The organism is Brumimicrobium sp., assembly GCF_048268645.1.
In the GTDB taxonomy this organism is placed as follows: domain Bacteria; phylum Bacteroidota; class Bacteroidia; order Flavobacteriales_D; family Crocinitomicaceae; genus Brumimicrobium; species Brumimicrobium ulvae.
On the sequence record NZ_JBLWVE010000012.1, the window covers coordinates 16,526 to 32,632 of the forward strand.

At 36.5% G+C, this 16,107-nt stretch carries 17 protein-coding genes and 1 tRNA gene; 8 read left to right on the top strand and 10 right to left on the bottom strand.

The window, feature by feature from the left end:
• Positions 1-207: 207 nt before the first annotated feature.
• Positions 208-474, bottom strand: a complete 267-nt coding sequence (locus ACN0U3_RS10205) for a methyltransferase family protein (RefSeq protein WP_417266182.1) — start codon at positions 472-474, stop codon at positions 208-210.
• On the opposite strand from ACN0U3_RS10205, the gene ACN0U3_RS10210 reads away from it, so the two are divergent.
• Entirely contained in the window at positions 406-621 is a 216-nt protein-coding gene (locus ACN0U3_RS10210) for a hypothetical protein (protein WP_417266148.1), read from the top strand. The genes ACN0U3_RS10205 and ACN0U3_RS10210 overlap by 69 nt on opposite strands.
• A 348-nt stretch (positions 622-969) precedes the next feature.
• Here the strand turns inward: ACN0U3_RS10210 and ACN0U3_RS10215 are convergent, their stop codons facing one another.
• The 6 genes from ACN0U3_RS10215 to ACN0U3_RS10240 form a co-directional block, all read right to left on the bottom strand.
• Positions 970-1,551: a methyltransferase gene (locus ACN0U3_RS10215; RefSeq protein WP_417266183.1), complete on the bottom strand. Its 582-nt coding sequence runs from the start codon at positions 1,549-1,551 to the stop codon at positions 970-972.
• 43 nt (positions 1,552-1,594) lie between these two features.
• On the bottom strand, positions 1,595-2,620 hold the full coding sequence (locus ACN0U3_RS10220) for a c-type heme family protein (RefSeq protein WP_417266149.1): 1,026 nt from the start codon (positions 2,618-2,620) through the stop codon (positions 1,595-1,597).
• A 107-nt stretch (positions 2,621-2,727) separates the two neighbouring features.
• Positions 2,728-3,360: a Crp/Fnr family transcriptional regulator gene (locus ACN0U3_RS10225; protein WP_073218939.1), complete on the bottom strand. Its 633-nt coding sequence runs from the start codon at positions 3,358-3,360 to the stop codon at positions 2,728-2,730.
• Positions 3,361-3,407: 47 nt separating this feature from the next.
• Positions 3,408-4,394: an MlaD family protein gene (locus tag ACN0U3_RS10230; RefSeq protein WP_417266150.1), complete on the bottom strand. Its 987-nt coding sequence runs from the start codon at positions 4,392-4,394 to the stop codon at positions 3,408-3,410.
• Between the two features lie 4 nt (positions 4,395-4,398).
• On the bottom strand, positions 4,399-5,148 hold the full coding sequence (locus ACN0U3_RS10235) for an ABC transporter ATP-binding protein (RefSeq protein WP_073218945.1): 750 nt from the start codon (positions 5,146-5,148) through the stop codon (positions 4,399-4,401).
• On the bottom strand, positions 5,149-5,931 hold the full coding sequence (locus ACN0U3_RS10240; protein WP_417266151.1) for an MlaE family ABC transporter permease: 783 nt from the start codon (positions 5,929-5,931) through the stop codon (positions 5,149-5,151).
• A gap of 322 nt (positions 5,932-6,253) precedes the next feature.
• On the opposite strand from ACN0U3_RS10240, the gene ACN0U3_RS10245 reads away from it, so the two are divergent.
• The 7 genes from ACN0U3_RS10245 to ACN0U3_RS10275 all read left to right on the top strand — a co-directional run bounded on the left by ACN0U3_RS10245 (position 6,254) and on the right by ACN0U3_RS10275 (position 11,944).
• A tRNA-Leu gene (locus ACN0U3_RS10245) sits at positions 6,254-6,337 on the top strand.
• Between the two features lie 153 nt (positions 6,338-6,490).
• A complete protein-coding gene (locus tag ACN0U3_RS10250; RefSeq protein ID WP_417266152.1) occupies positions 6,491-7,381 on the top strand; it encodes a MerR family transcriptional regulator in 891 nt (296 codons plus the stop codon).
• Positions 7,382-7,464: 83 nt separating this feature from the next.
• The gene (locus ACN0U3_RS10255; protein ID WP_417266153.1) at positions 7,465-8,931 is read left to right on the top strand and encodes a phytoene desaturase family protein; all 1,467 of its coding nucleotides are present in this window, start codon (positions 7,465-7,467) and stop codon (positions 8,929-8,931) included.
• Entirely contained in the window at positions 8,928-9,770 is an 843-nt protein-coding gene (locus ACN0U3_RS10260) for a phytoene/squalene synthase family protein (protein WP_417266154.1), read from the top strand. Before ACN0U3_RS10255 ends, ACN0U3_RS10260 begins: the two co-directional genes overlap by 4 nt.
• 319 nt (positions 9,771-10,089) lie before the next feature.
• Entirely contained in the window at positions 10,090-10,539 is a 450-nt protein-coding gene (locus ACN0U3_RS10265; RefSeq protein ID WP_073218959.1) for a sterol desaturase family protein, read from the top strand.
• Positions 10,540-10,542: 3 nt separating this feature from the next.
• Positions 10,543-11,244 carry a lycopene cyclase domain-containing protein gene (locus tag ACN0U3_RS10270; RefSeq protein ID WP_417266155.1) on the top strand — a complete coding sequence of 234 codons (702 nt, stop codon included), beginning with the start codon at positions 10,543-10,545 and terminating at the stop codon, positions 11,242-11,244.
• Between the two features lie 115 nt (positions 11,245-11,359).
• Positions 11,360-11,944 carry an SET domain-containing protein gene (locus tag ACN0U3_RS10275; RefSeq protein WP_073218965.1) on the top strand — a complete coding sequence of 195 codons (585 nt, stop codon included), beginning with the start codon at positions 11,360-11,362 and terminating at the stop codon, positions 11,942-11,944.
• A gap of 2 nt (positions 11,945-11,946) precedes the next feature.
• On the opposite strand, the gene ACN0U3_RS10280 is transcribed toward ACN0U3_RS10275, so the two are convergent.
• From ACN0U3_RS10280 to ACN0U3_RS10290, 3 genes are all read right to left on the bottom strand, one after another.
• The gene (locus tag ACN0U3_RS10280) at positions 11,947-12,510 is read right to left on the bottom strand and encodes a TlpA family protein disulfide reductase (protein ID WP_073218968.1); all 564 of its coding nucleotides are present in this window, start codon (positions 12,508-12,510) and stop codon (positions 11,947-11,949) included.
• Between the two features lie 68 nt (positions 12,511-12,578).
• Positions 12,579-14,843, bottom strand: coding sequence for an aconitate hydratase (locus tag ACN0U3_RS10285; RefSeq protein WP_417266156.1), 2,265 nt, complete (start codon positions 14,841-14,843; stop codon positions 12,579-12,581).
• Between the two features lie 305 nt (positions 14,844-15,148).
• Positions 15,149-16,102: an AAA family ATPase gene (locus ACN0U3_RS10290; protein ID WP_417266157.1), complete on the bottom strand. Its 954-nt coding sequence runs from the start codon at positions 16,100-16,102 to the stop codon at positions 15,149-15,151.
• Between the last annotated feature and the right edge of the window lie 5 nt (positions 16,103-16,107).

A 16,107-nucleotide genomic window follows, 5' to 3' on the forward strand; every position in this document is an offset into this window, starting at 1 on the left:
TAATCGTTCTGATTCCGTTTCCCCTCAATTCCTTAATCTTTCAATCCTCTACCTTCTCTGCGTATTCTCTGCGAAATCTGCGGGAAATTCACCCTCTACAGGAAATTCTCTCTCTAAGGGCGTGAAAACGCAAAGGTTTATTCTCTTTAAAATTTTTATCTTCAATTTAGATTTCAGTTTCCGTTTCGGTTTCGATTTCCCTCCCCCTTAACTCCACGGAAAAAACCTTCCTGAACGACTTTTGTATTCTAAATAGCTTGGAAACTTTTCAATGAGCCGTTTTTCTTCATAAATGGTTTTAAAATAAAACAACAAGAAAAGAACAGCGGTAATAAGTATTCTATATCCTGAATCGCTGATAATCGCAAATCCGAAAAATGACAAAATTAGACCTGTATAAATGGGATGGCGAATGAATTTATAAACTCCATTTTCAATAAGGTTCAGCCGGGTAACGGACTTGGAAATGGCGATAAATTGAAATTAAGTTGTAATGCAGCAGTAATTGTGATAAAAGCTCCAATTACAAATATGACTACTCCAAACCAAAAAAGTACTTCAGGAAATATAATTGCCATTGAATCAATTTCAAAAGAAAATGCTATAAACAGTAAAAATTGAAGCACCACGAATAGTATGTCTTTAAATGGAATTTTCAAATTGGATGTTTGTTTTCACGCAAAGGTCGCAAAGTTATCTCTCACAAAGGCGCAAAGGTCTATATTTCATAAAATTTCAACTTCAATTTAGGTTTCAGTTTCGATTTCAATTTCGATGAAGCAATCCTCATTGCAACAAATCAAACCACAAGAAAACACACCTCTTTGCGTACTCCGCGTCTGCTCTGCGCCCTCCGCGTGAAACCCTCTCGAAAAGGCGCAAAGGTCTGTATCTCTTAAAGTTTCAACATCAATTGGGGTTTCAGTTTCGATTTCGATTTCAATTTCGTTTTCGATTTCGGATTCATCTTCACCTCTTTCTCATATACACGAAAAGTTCATTTCCTGCACGTTGTGGAATGGAATTATAAGAGGTTTCCATAATATCGATTATAAACTTCTCTTCAAAAAGAGAACGGTATTCAAGCTCATTTCCACCAAAAGGAGGTTTGTCGTTATTTAACGGAATATTGAATAGCAAGCCTACCAACTTTCCTTTTGGCTTCAGTAACTGATGTGTTTTTTGAACATATTCTTTTCTAATTTCTGGGTTGAGAGCACAGAAAAAGGTCTGTTCTATAATAAGATCATACGTTTCTTCAAGCTCAAAATAGTCGAGATGCAAAAGATTTTTCTTCGGAAAAGACGGAACCCGTTTTAACAAGTTTTCAAGGGGAATGGTCGAAATATCGATAACTGAAACATTTTTAAATCCATTCTCGAAAAGATATTCTGCTTCATACGAATTTCCGCCTCCAGGGATTAATATTTTTAATTCCTTATCTGTAAGCTGATCGATATATTCTTTTAATGGTGTTGAAACATACCCAATATCCCATCCTGTGTGTCCATCTAAATACTTCTCACTCCAAAACGATTCGTCCAATTTCAAATTCGCCATAACTTTTTTTAACGCAAGTGCTTAATCTGAATAATTATTTATCAAACTCAATACTCCAAATTCCCCTAACTTCATTTTCACCATATCCTGTTGCTTTATCGTTTGGATAGTGCTTCAAAATATTTGTTAGCGTAAGACTTTCTATTTCTTTTTCAGGCGTACCGTGGCATTTTAGGCACATAGAATTGGTTACTATGGGATAGTAAAACTTGCTTTTTTCTCCCATCGAAGTTACAATAGGCTTGACCTCCTTACCGGCAGCCACTTGGTTTTTAAATGTCTGCACGTGTTCCAATTCTATTGCATTGGCTTTGTTTTTAGGGTTCCTTGGCTTGTCTGATACCCGTTTAATATGTGCATTGTGCACTACCGACATGCTATCGGTTATAGGCATGGCTTGGATATTACAGAAATCGAGTGCTGCGATTACTCCATTTTTTTGAATTTGTCCCATTAAGTTTTTACCTAATTCAGCTTTTGTGGTTTGCGCCATTTGCATTCCGCGTTCTTCAATTGTTAATTGTTGCGTATTACCTGTTTGATTGCTCCTCATCATTCCTTTGCCTTTGCCCTGTCCTTTTTTCCCTTTCATTCTAGGTCTATCTCCGTGCATTTCGGAATAATGCGCCTCAAACCACTCAGGTTCTTCTATGTCGTTATCGTACATATAATCTGCAATCTGCCTGATGGTTTCCTTTGGATAGAACTGATATGGCATTAAACCAAACTTTTTAACCGCACCGGGCATTTTTGAATTTGCTTCGGATGGTTTTTCTAAAAACGCAACCATATTATTACTAAATTCTTCTTTTGAAGTTTCTTCGGAAAGATAGTGCATTTTCACCGCTACCATGGGTGGGGCAATCATGCGATCTTCGGCTGTTTTCGGGTTATGACAAACGTAGCAATTGTTTTCCATCAATTTTTTTCCTGGATGATTTTGAACAAGTTCTGCTTTAGCAAAATCATCATTTGCTGTCATTCCTGAATACTCTTTACGAACAGTATCGTTACAGGAAGCCAACAGAATAGCCATAAAAAATGTGAGAAATATTTTCATAAGATGCGGTTTAAGTTGAAACATTTCAAAAATAAGCTAGAAAAGAATTTTTAGCAGTAACAAAAGTTACATTCAACCCGAAAAATAAAGTTTAAAAAGCAATTTCTTTAAAGTTCAATTATCTTGATACTGTTTCGGTTAAGCGCTATTTTCCCCATTGATTCCAATTTCTTCAACAAACGTGAAACCACTACTCGCGATGTGTGCAGTTCGTAAGCAATTTCTTGATGCGTGGAAGCAATTACATCAGTTTTCGCAATATTTTTTTTGTCGCGAAGGTATTTTACCAATCGCTCATCCATATTCAAAAAGGCGATGCTGTCAATGGTATCAAGCATTTCCATAAGCCGTGTGTGATAACTGGCCAATACAAAGTTTCGCCAACTTTTAAACCTGCCCATCCATTCTTCCATTTTTTGAACTGGGATCATAACCAGTGTGGTGTCTAATTCCGCGAGGGCCCTAATTTCACTCTTTTTTTGTCCTAAACAGCAAGTAAGGGTCATGGCGCAAGTATCACCGGGTTCTAGAAAGTACAATAAAAGCTCGTCGCCTTCGCTATCTTCTCTCAGAATTTTTATAGCTCCCGAAATCAATAACGGCATAGAGCGCAAATAATCTCCAATTTCAATTAGCTTGTCCCCTTCTGTTACGTGTATTAAATTACCTACTTGGTTTATTTCTGCTATCAAATCATCTTCAAAAAGATGCGAGAAGTTTTGTTTTAAATTACTTAGCATTCAAATTATTTTGGTGGTTTTTGAATAGCTAAAATACGGATTTAAAATCACTTCTCTTTGGCTTCTCTTCGTTCTTGTCTCTCTAGTTTTCTGAAATAGCCACGGAAGAAGAAATTGTGTTTTAGGGCTTCCATGTTTTGGTTTAATTTTTCGGATGCTTCTTTTATCTGAAGCATTGTAGAATCAACATTTTTCACGAAGGTTTCGTCTTGTGTAATATAATTTAATGCGCCTTTTCCCGATTTAATTTCAGTTAAATATTCATTCAAATTTTTGGTTACTTCATTTATATCCTCACTAGATTTTTCAAGATTTTCAAATACATTTCTAATTTGATTTGCAGTAACCGTATCGCTCAAAATTACAGCCGCGGCGCTTTCATCATAATTAATTTTAGAAATAATCCTGTTTATTCTAGACACAGCCAATCCTGTTCCTTCAGAGGTTTTTCTAAGCTCAATCATTGTTTTCCGAATGTCTTGGGCCAAGATCGTATCGTTGATCAAGGCACCTAAAGTTCCTTTTCCTTCTAAAATCTGATTGGTTATTTTCAATAAATCCGAAGTCAATAGAGCAGCATTTTCATTTGTTGTATTTAATGTTGAAAGCATATCGTCTGCCCCAATTTTACTGTACGACTGAATGGTATCGCCAGTAGCGATTCGCACGGCTTGCTCGTTTTTACCTGGGATAATATTTACAACCATACTACCCACCAACCCATCTGACCCAATGGAAGCGATTGCATCTTTCTTGATAAATGAGGCGGTTTTTTCCTCTACCGACATTTGGATTGTAATCTTTCCAACTTCGGTCATTTCAATTTTACTTACCGTGCCAACGTTTATTCCAGAATAGCGGACATTATTACCTATTTGCAACCCATTTACGTTTCCAAAAACGGCATAAACCTGTGTGGTTTTGCTAAAAATATGCTGCCGTTTTCCTATGGAATAAAGTGCGCCAATGAGAAGGATAGTTCCCACAACCACGAATATTCCAACTTTTATTTTTTGTGAATTCGATTTTGCCATAAGTTTAATTTTTAAAGAATGCCCTGGTTTGAGGATCGCTCGAGTTTGAAAGTTCCTCGTAAGTTCCTTCTGCATAATTAATTCCATCTACCAGTAAAATAATTCGGTTTGAAATTACCCGCGCACAATCTACATCGTGCGTAATGATGAGGGATGATGTGTTATATTCAATTTGAATATTTCGCATAAGTTGAATAATTTCATTTGCCGTTATTGGGTCTAAACCTGTGGTTGGTTCGTCATACATTATAATTTTGGGCTTTAAAATCAACGCTCTGGCCAAAGCTACCCTACGTTGCATTCCGCCAGAAAGTTCAGAGGGCATTAAATCTAATGTATGCAACAATCCAACACTTTCTAATGCAGCTTTTACAGCTTCATCGGTTCCTTGAAAGTTTTCAATTTTATCTTTATGCCGCCTTAAAGGAAACTCTAAATTTTCTCGAACCGTCATAGAATCGTATAAAGCGCTTCCTTGAAAAAGGTATCCAATTTCTGTTCGTAAAAAGTCCAATTCCTTTTGCCCCATAGTGATAATATTCTGATCTTTAATAGTGATGCTACCGCTGTCTGGCTGAATTAGGCCTACAATACACTTTACCATTACGGACTTTCCTGAACCAGATTTCCCCATGATTACTAGGTTTTCACCTTCGTGAAGTTTAAGGCTGAATCCTTTGAGCACGTGGTTTTTTCCGAAGCTCTTATGAATGTCTTTTAATTCGAGTACAGGTTTTTGGTTTTCTTTCTTCATCTAGATTTCAAAAAATATGTCTGAAACAAATACGGCGATAAAATCAATTATAAACAAGAGCATCGAAGTGTACACCACAGCGGAATTTGATGCTTCTCCTACTCCCACGGTTCCCTTTGCACAATTATATCCTTTGTAAGTTCCCACAAGCCCGATTGCAAAACCAAAAAATACTGTTTTAACAGTTGCGGGAAGTAAATCGCTAAAACTCAAGGCATCAAAAACTTTGTTGAAATATAAGGTATATGATACGTCGCCTTTTAAATTTTCAATAATTGCGGAACCTATTAATGCTACGGCATCGCCAACTATAACGAGCAACGGCAACATTAAAGTAACCGCAAGTATTCTGGTTACAACGAGGTATTTAAACGGATTGGTGCCAGAAACTTCCATGGCATCAATTTGCTCTGTAACGCGCATCGAGCCAAGCTCTGCTCCTATACCCGACCCGATTCTTCCGGCGCAAATAAGTGCAATAATTACGGGTCCAATTTCCCTAACAATTGATATACTAATCATAGAAGGCATCCAGGCTTCGGCACCCAAGTCGGCCAAGGTGGGGCGCGATTGAAGCGTAAATACCAGCCCTAAAATAAACCCAGTTACCATTACTAGAAATAGGGAGCGAATTCCCATATTATAACATTGGCGGATTAATTCCTTAAACTCAAATGGCGTACTGAACAATTCCCGAAAAAAACGTCCGGCAAATAAAGTCATATCGCCAATTTCAGCGAAGAATGATTTGGAACGATCTAAAAAAGAGGTTGATCTAGACATTTGAAACAGGTAAACCTCAAATATAAGGCGGATTTTACTGAAAAAGAATGATATACATCATAACTCCTGTAACATAGTGATTAAAATAGATTCTCGAAAAAATGAGGGTATTTCTTTTTAATTTTTTCTAGCACGTGCGTTGATGCTGTAATGCGGTTCTTACCAAAAACCTATTTTAATTATTTTTTTGATTAATCCCATTTTTTCATCCTTCAAAATATCTAAAATACCTTATATTTGTGCCCGCTAAGAAAAAGGCTTGTAAAGCGAAAAGTGTGATAAACAATTCATACTTGCAATTTGAAAATTTAGCAACACCGCTACCCGGGTGCTGGAATTGGTAGACAGGCATGGTTGAGGGCCATGTGTCCTTACGGGCGTGTGAGTTCAAGTCTCATTCCGGGTACTATAAAAGCCTCGCTAAACCTTTGTTTGGCGGGGTTCTTTGTTTTTAACAAAACAAATCAAATTGCAGCTCCCGAAAAATTTGTTCAGTCATTCTTCAAAAAAACTAAACACAACTCCATTCTTTTTAGTACTTTAACCGAAATTTTTAGTTGTGGTAAAAACGGAATTCAGCATAAAAGATCTTGAAAATCTATCGAGCGTAAAGGCGCACACCATACGCATTTGGGAGAAACGATATCACTTATTAGAACCAGATCGCACGGATACCAACATCCGGAAGTACGATCTTGAAAGTTTAAAAAAACTTCTTAACATCACCTATTTATATAAAGCAGGTTATAAAATTTCAAAACTTGCGGGAATGACTCCGGCTCAAATACAATCCTTGATTAAAGAGGATATGGAAATTCACGCCGCTACCTATGGCCTTGAAATGTTCAAATCGGCGATGTTAGAATTTGACGGACAGAAATTTGATGAAACCCTGAAAAATTTGTTAGAAAAAAAGAGCTACAGCGATGTATATTCAAAAATTTTTGTACCGCTACTGAATAAAACAGGTGTACTCTGGCACATCGGCTCCATAGACCCTTCTCACGAACATTTTATTTCTGAAAAAATAAAACACAGCTTAATTCTTGAAACTGCCAAGTTAAAAAAACAAATTGTAGAAAAAGATTTTCCTATTTTTATTCTTTACCTCCCTTCCTCCGAAATTCACGAAATTAGCCTACTCTACGCCCATTACGAACTAGTTTCTAACGGATTTCCAACACTTTACCTCGGTCCAAACATTCCTATTGAAAGCCTGAAACACGTACAAAAACAAATGCCTAATGCGGTGTTTGTGAGTTACTTTACAATACAACCTGAAACAGAAAATTTGAAATCATATATCGATAGCTTCCAAGAACAAGTAGGGTCAAAAAATGAACTGTGGATCTTAGGAAATAGAGTACGCACTTTTGAAACGAAACAGAAAAACATAAAGTTATTTGAGGCGATTGACCATTTTAAAAATCACCTTAAAAAGTCATTCTAACGTGTTGAAAATGAATTTAACTTAAAATTAAATCTATTCGGTTTTCATTTTTGTTTAAATAAATTGTATTTTTGTTAAACAATATGAAAAAAGACATTGCTGTTATTGGTTCTGGTTTCTCAGCTTTGGCTGCTTCTTGCTATTTGGCACAAGCTGGTCACGATGTAACCATTTATGAGAAAAATGAAGCAATTGGCGGTCGCGCGCGTCAATTAAAGAAAGATGGGTTTACTTTCGACTTAGGGCCTACGTGGTATTGGATGCCAGATGTTTTTGAAAAATTCTTTTCAGACTTCAATAAAAAACCATCAGATTATTATTCCTTACTAAAGTTAAATCCAGCATATAGGGTATATTTTGGCGATAACGATTATATCACGATTGCCGATACTTTAGAAAAAATATGTATCGCTTTTGAAACTGAAGAGCCTGGAAGTTCTGTGAAACTAAAAAAGTTTATTGCCAAAGCTCAAGACAATTATAATATTGCCATTAAAGATTTGGTCTATCGTCCTGGAGTTTCCCCAATGGAGCTAATTACCGTGGAGACTGCGAAAAAAATCAATCAATTTTTCAGCACAATAAGTAAAGAAGTACGTTCTGAATTTACCAACCCAAGATTGATTTCAATTTTAGAATTTCCAGTGTTATTTTTAGGCGCCAAACCATCGCGAACTCCAGCATTTTATAACTTTATGAACTACGCCGATTTTGGATTGGGAACTTTTCATCCACAAAATGGAATGTTTTCGGTTGTAGATGGAATTGCTAGTCTCGCTAAAGAATTGGGAGTTAAAATTAAGACAAGCCAACACGTAGAAAAAATTGTAGTTGAAGAGCGTAAGGCAACTGGTTTAGTAATAAATGGTGATGAGATTAAGACAGATATCGTTTTAAGTGGTGCAGATTATCATCATACCGAAACTTTATTGCCATCATCGTTACGACAATATTCAGAAAAGTACTGGAATAAAAAAACATTGGCGCCCTCTGCCCTACTATTCTATGTAGGCTTTGACAAACCTATAGATAACGTAGCTCATCACACTCTTTTTTTCGACGTTGATTTTGAGGCGCATTCCAAAGCTATTTACGATAGTCCTGAATGGCCTAAAGAACCATTGTTCTATGCAAGTTTTCCTTCCAAAACGGAAGATTGTTTTGCTCCTAAAGGAAAAGAAGCAGGTATATTCTTGATTCCGTTAGCCCCAGACCTAAATGATATTCCAGAACTCAGGGAAGAATATTTTGAAGAAATTATAACTCGTTTAGAAAAAGTAACTGGGCAAACTGTAAAAAAACACGTTATATTTAAAGAATCCTTTTGCATCAATGATTTTATTTCTGAATACAATAGTTATAAAGGGAATGCCTATGGTTTGGCAAATACGTTATTGCAGACTGCATTTTTAAGACCAAAATTAAAGAGTGGAAAAGTAAAAAACTTATTCTTTACAGGACAGCTCACTGTGCCAGGGCCAGGAGTTCCACCAGCTTTAATATCTGGAAAATTAGCCGCAGGATTGATTGATAAGAACAACACAAAGTGAAAGAAATATTCGACATACTATCAGACGAGTGCTCTAAAAAGACGACTCAGGCTTACAGCACTTCCTTTTCTTTGGCAACGAAGATGTTGGGACCATCTATACGTCAAGATATTTACAACATTTACGGATTTGTTCGTTTTGCCGATGAAATAGTCGATTCATTTCATAAATACAACAAGGAAAAGCTTTTCGAGTGTTTTGAAAGAGACTTACAGCTTGCTTTAGATGACAGAATAAGCTTAAACCCTATTTTAAATTCGTTTCAGAATACCGTTCATAAGTACAATATCGACAGGGAGTTAATCCAAACTTTTATGAGTAGCATGCGGCAGGATCTCACCAAAAGCGTTTACACTACTGTAGAAGAATTTAACGATTATATTTATGGCTCGGCAGATGTTGTTGGCTTGATGTGCCTTCAGGTTTTTGTGAAAGGTAATTCCGAAAAATACGATGAACTGAAAAACGCTGCCATGAATTTGGGTTCTGCTTTCCAGAAAGTGAATTTTTTACGCGATATAAAAGAAGACGAGGAAATTTTAAGTCGAACTTATTTTCCAAATATCGACCTAAACACCTTAGATGAAATCTCAAAAGAAAAAATCATTTTAGAAATTGAAGATAATTTTAAAAAAGGATATCTAGGAATTCTGAAGTTACCACACGAAGCAAGATTGGGAGTATTTGTGGCCTATAAATACTATCGCAGGTTATTAAAAAAATTACAAAAAACTCCTGCAGCCGAAATAAGAAACTCAAGAATTAGAGTTCCGAATATTGAAAAAATCGGACTTTTGACCGGCAGCTATCTGAAATATCAATTAAATTTGGTGAAGTGAGGTCTTTGATACATTCCGATTGCATCGGAATACTCAGAAACATTATAAATGAACAAAAAATAATACTATTAGTTTAATCAACGAATAAAATAAAGAGGCTCTATCTTATTTTGAGTGGGTAAAAGTAAGTGATTTATACCAACAATGTCACCTCGAGCCCGCGCCTGTCTGCCGCCAAAGGCAGGCTGGACCAGACACAGTACAGACAATTTTCATTACCCACTATATTCAAAATCGAGTCAAAAAAGATGGCGGAGAAATACCATCCCGATAATAAATTGCATTGGGATTGTACCAAAGCCTTAACAACTATAATAAAATGTCTACCCTAATTTGGATTTTAATATTTGTAACAACCTTTTCGCTTATGGAATTCATGGCGTGGTTTACCCATAAATACATTATGCATGGCTTTCTATGGTCGCTACACAAAGATCACCACAAAAAAGACCACAACAGTTGGTGGGAGCGAAATGATTATTTCTTCCTCTTTTATGCTTTAGTGAGCATCGGTTGTTTTATTGGATGGAGCTATTTTGAATTTTGGGCGGGATTGCCTATCGGATTGGGTATCTTCGCATACGGATTGGCTTATTTTTTCGTTCACGATATTTTTATACACCAGCGCTTTAAGCTATTCCGAAATGCTAATAATAGATATGCTCGCGGCATTAGAAGAGCACATAAAATGCATCATAAACACTTGGGAAAAGACAAAGGCGAATGTTTCGGAATGTTGCTTCCCCCTTTGAAATATTTCAAAAAATAAATCATGTGGCATCTTTACTTTATATTGGACTTGGCTTCGCTAAGCATTCCATTTTTGTTCAGTTTTCACCCAAAACTTCAATTTTATAAGCTCTGGAAATATTTCTTTCCGGCAACATTGCTTATGATGGCGTTTTTTGTAACGTGGGATGTCATTTTTACTCATAATGGATTCTGGGGATTTAATGAAGCATATCTTTCTGGAATACGATTGGGGAATTTACCCATTGAAGAATGGCTGTTTTTTATTTGTATTCCTTACGCCTGCTTATTCACTGTATATTCGTTTAAAAATTTACTTCCAAAGTTTAAACTTTCAGAAAAAGCCACGTCAAACATTTACTTTAGTTTACAAACCATACTGATTTTGGTGTTATTGTATAATTATAACCGTTGGTACACCGCCGTAAATTTTGGATATGCAGTAATTCTATTGGCCTGGATTTTTAATAATGAACGCGATTTGTTAAAAGAGTTTCTACCAGTTTTCGCCATACTTTTAATTCCTTTTTTTATTGTAAACGGTTTTCTTACCGGAAGTTGGATAGACGAACAAGTTGTATGGTACAACGATGCTGAAAATCTTGGAGTTCGAATCGGTACTGTTCCTATTGAAGATAGTATTTACGCACTTACAATGCTTTTGACTGTGTTTTTATTAATGGAAAAGCTTAAATCTTGGAACAGTAAAAGAATTCAGGACTAGTGAAATTTTTCTTCTGAAAAAATCGGCAAATAAACAGTTTTAATAAATAATATCCAATAGCTTACACTCGTATTACACATTGTTTTTCGCACTATTTTTGTATAAAAAATAGGCAATGATACATCCAAAAACAGAACTAAAACTTATAAGCGAAGAAATTGGTTATGGTGTTGTAGCAAAGGAATTTATTCCCGCTGGTACTATTACGTGGGTTTTAGATGAATTGGATAGGGAATTTACTCCTGACCAAGTTAAAAAGTTACAACCAATATATCAACAAGTATTAGAAACTTACAGCTACCGAAACAATAAGGGAAACTTAGTGCTATGCTGGGATTATGGACGTTTTGTAAACCACAGTTTTAAAAGCAACTGTCTTTCTACAGCTTACGATTTCGAAATTGCAATACGTGATATCCAAGCAGGAGAAGAGCTAACCGACGATTATGGATACTTAAATGTAACCGAGCCTTTTAAAGGTATAAATGAAGGAACGCGAAGAAAAACAGTTTACCCAGACGATTTGTTGAAGCACTATAAAACTTGGGACAAAAAATTAATTCAAAACTTCCCGAAAATTATTGAAGTAGCGCAACCTTTACACGTATTATTTACTCCAGATCGTTGGAACGAAATTGAAGAAATTGCAAAGGGCAAAAAAGAAATGGAATCTATTAAAACAAACTATTATCCAAGCTAAATTTATTCAGCTATAAGTCGATCTAATAAGCTTCTTATTTTTTTGCTATTCCAATCTGCCACTCCTGTTTCATTTACCACGATTTCCCCTGATTTTGACAAAACATAAGTTGTTGGCAATACACTTGACTGCATCTGCTCTGGAGCTTCAAAAAATTGTAAAAATACGGGAAGGGAGTAGTTGTGTTTTTCTAAAAACCTATTCACCTTATCAGGCTTCTCTGAAGTAACAAAATAAAAGTCTACGTTTGAACCATAAGCGTCGTATAGTTTCTGAAATGAAGGCATTTCTGCAACACAAGGTGGACACCAGGTAGCCCAAAAATTTACAACAACAACTTTGCCTTGAGATTGTGAAAAATTGATTTCTTCTGAATTCAAGGACACAAGTGACCAATTGTAATCCTGAAGTGTTTCTCGTTTTTCTTCCGAAGTTTCTGATGGAGAAAAAGAAATAAGCCGTTGAACAAATACCTGAATAGGCATTCGTGTTTGCGGGATTATCATTAAAACAACTAACACCCCAAAGAGAATATTACTCCAATGCTTTTTAAAAAATTTCTCCATAATTTATATAAATAAAAAAACCTCACAGGTCTCGGAGAGCTGTGAGGTTTAGATCCTATTAAAATATTTTAAGCGTTTTGCTTTTTAATTAAGTTTAAAGCGGAACCTTCGTGATACCATTTAATCTGAGCATCATTATAGGTATGGTTTGCTTTAATAGTGTCTTTACTACCATCAGCGTGAACGATCTCAATTGTTAACGGCTTGTTTGGTGCAAAGTCAGCTATATCAACAAAGTTGAAAGTATCATCTTCTTGGATTAAATCGTAATCTGCTTCATTAGCAAATGTTAACCCTAACATTCCTTGTTTTTTCAAGTTTGTTTCGTGAATTCTTGCAAACGATTTCACTAAAACAGCAGCTACACCTAAAAATCTAGGCTGCATTGCAGCGTGTTCCCTAGAAGAACCTTCACCGTAATTATGGTCACCAACAACAATGGTTTTTATACCATTAGCCTTGTATTCTCTTTGAACGTTTGGAACTCCGCCATACTCTCCAGTGAGTTGATTTTTAACAAAATTTGTTTGCTTATTGAAAGCGTTCACAGCACCAATTAAGGTGTTGTTTGCAATATTATCTAAGTGCCCTCTGTAACGCAACCAAGGACCAGCCATAGAAATATGGTCTGTTGTACATTTTCCGAATGCTTTAATCAACAACTTCACTCCTTGTAATTCCGAGTCTTTAATCGGCACAAAAGGCTCTAATAACTGAAGACGCTCGCTATCTGGAGCAACTTTAACTTCCACAGAGCTTCCGTCTGCCGTAGGTGCTAAATATCCGTTATCATCAACGGCAAAACCTTTTGGAGGCAATTCAAGCCCAACTGGTTCGTCAAGTTTTACTTCTTGGCCATCTTCGTTAATAAGTGTGTCGTTCATCGGGTCAAAGTCCAAACGACCTGAAATTGCAATTGCTGCAACCATTTCTGGTGAACCTACGAATGCGTGGGTGTTTGGGTTACCATCGGCACGTTTTGAAAAGTTTCTGTTAAAGGAATGTACAATTGTATTCTTCTCATCTCCTTTTCTATCACTTCTGTCCCATTGTCCAATACAAGGTCCACAAGCGTTTGTAAATATTGTAGCGCCAAGATTTTCAAAAACATCTAAAAGTCCGTCGCGTTCAGCAGTAAAACGAATTTGTTCTGAACCTGGATTAATTCCGAAGTCACTTTTCGACTTTAAATTTTTATCAATTGCTTGTTGTGCGATAGAAGCCGCTCTAGACAAATCTTCGTAAGACGAGTTTGTACAAGAACCTATCAAGCCCCAATCAACTTTAAGAGGCCAGTCATTTTTTCTAGCTTTTTCGCCTAAATCACCAACTTCAGTTGCTAAATCTGGTGTAAACGGCCCATTTAAGTGTGGGCGAAGTGTTGATAAATCGATTTCAATTACTTGGTCGAAATATTTTTCTGGATTTTCATATACTTCATCATCTCCAGTTAAGTATTCACGGATTTTATTTGCTTCGTCAGCAATTTCGTGTCTATCGGTAGCTCTTAAAAAGCGTTCCATAGAATCGTCATATCCAAAGGTTGAGGTGGTTGCCCCAATTTCGGCTCCCATATTACAAATGGTTCCTTTTCCTGTGCAAGAAAGGTTTTTTGCTCCAGGTCCAAAATATTCAACGATAGCCCCTGTTCCTCCTTTTACTGTAAGGATTCCAGCCACTTTCAAGATAACATCTTTAGACGCTGTCCAGCCATTCAATTTACCAGTTAATTTCACACCGATTAGCTTCGGAAATTTTAATTCCCAAGGCATACCCGCCATTACATCAACCGCATCTGCACCTCCTACTCCAATGGCCACCATTCCTAATCCACCAGCATTTACAGTATGACTATCGGTACCAATCATCATTCCTCCTGGGAAAGCGTAGTTTTCAAGAACTACTTGGTGGATAATTCCAGCCCCTGGTCTCCAAAATCCTATACCGTATTTATTTGAAACAGATTCTAGGAAGTCAAAAACCTCATTACTCGTTTCATTGGCACGCAGTAAGTCTTTCGAAGCGCCTTGTTTTGCCTGAATTAAATGATCGCAGTGAACTGTAGTTGGAACAGCAACTGTTTTTTTTCCTGCTTGCATAAACTGAAGCAAGGCCATTTGCGCTGTTGCATCCTGACAAGCGATACGATCGGGAGCAAAGTCGACATAATCCTTTCCGCGTTCAAACGATTTATTAGGAGTTCCGTCCCACAGGTGAGAATAAAGTATTTTTTCTGAAAGAGTTAAGGGCTTTCCAACTAGCTCGCGTGCCTTATCCACACGCTCAGCCATTTGAGAATACACCTCTTTAATCATGTCTATATCAAATGCCATATAATGTAAGTTTTTAAGATTTTTGAAAGTTCTGCAAAAGTACAAAATTTTGATATAATTCAAAAGTATTTAACAGAAGGACTCTTTGACTGCGATATATTTATTAAATAATCAATTAAGCTAATATTTAATAAACAAACCATAAGAAGAAGCTGTTTAAAATATGAAATTCACAATTCAGATTTATAGAATTTCTTGATAGAATCTATTTAGAAGTTAACTACTTACCCAACACTATTCACGATTGAATAAAAATGAAGAAAAGAATTGAATTGAATTGAATTGGCAGTTATAAAACGACATAGTTAAAACAGACTCTGAATAATTTTTTCAATACTTAGCCCTTCTGCTTCAGCTTTGTAATTTTTAATCAAACGGTGTCGTAATATTCCGATTGCTGTTTTTTGAACATCCTCGATGTCTGGAGAGAATTTTCCATTAAGCACTGCGTTGGTTTTGGCAGCTAAAATCAGGTTTTGAGAAGCTCTTGGCCCGGCTCCCCAATCGACATAGTTCTTAACAATTTCAGGCGCTGTAGGACTGTTTGGTCGTGTTTTCCCCACAAGACCTACCGCATATTCAATAACATTGTCTGCTACTGGAATGCGTCTAATTAACTGCTGAAAGCCAATAATTTCTTCACTATTAAATAAAGGAGTTACTTTTTCATTTGTTCCAGCCGTTGTCATTTTTACAACTTCAACTTCTTCTAAAAATGTAGGATAGTCTAAGTTAATGGCAAACATAAATCTGTCCAACTGCGCTTCGGGCAACGGATAAGTTCCTTCCTGCTCGATGGGGTTTTGCGTAGCCAGCACAAAATATGGTAAGTCTAATTTGTAGTGATGCCCAGAGACAGTAACCGATCGCTCTTGCATAGCTTCAAGTAATGCTGCTTGGGTTTTAGGTGGCGTACGGTTAATCTCATCTGCAAGAATAATGTTTGCGAAAATGGGTCCTTTAATAAATTTAAACTCTCTGTTTTTATCGAGAATTTCAGAACCTAAAATATCACTTGGCATTAAGTCAGGAGTAAACTGAATTCTTTTAAATTCTAATCCTAACGCCTGCGCCACAGTGTTTACCAATAGTGTTTTTGCAAGACCAGGAACCCCAATTAAAAGGGCGTGACCCCCGGAAAATATAGCTAGTAAAACCTGCTCTACTACCTCATCTTGGCCAACGATAACCTTTTTTATCTCGGTTCGAAGTGCATTATATTTGGAAACAAGTTGCGAAACCGCTGTTACGTCTGACATATCTT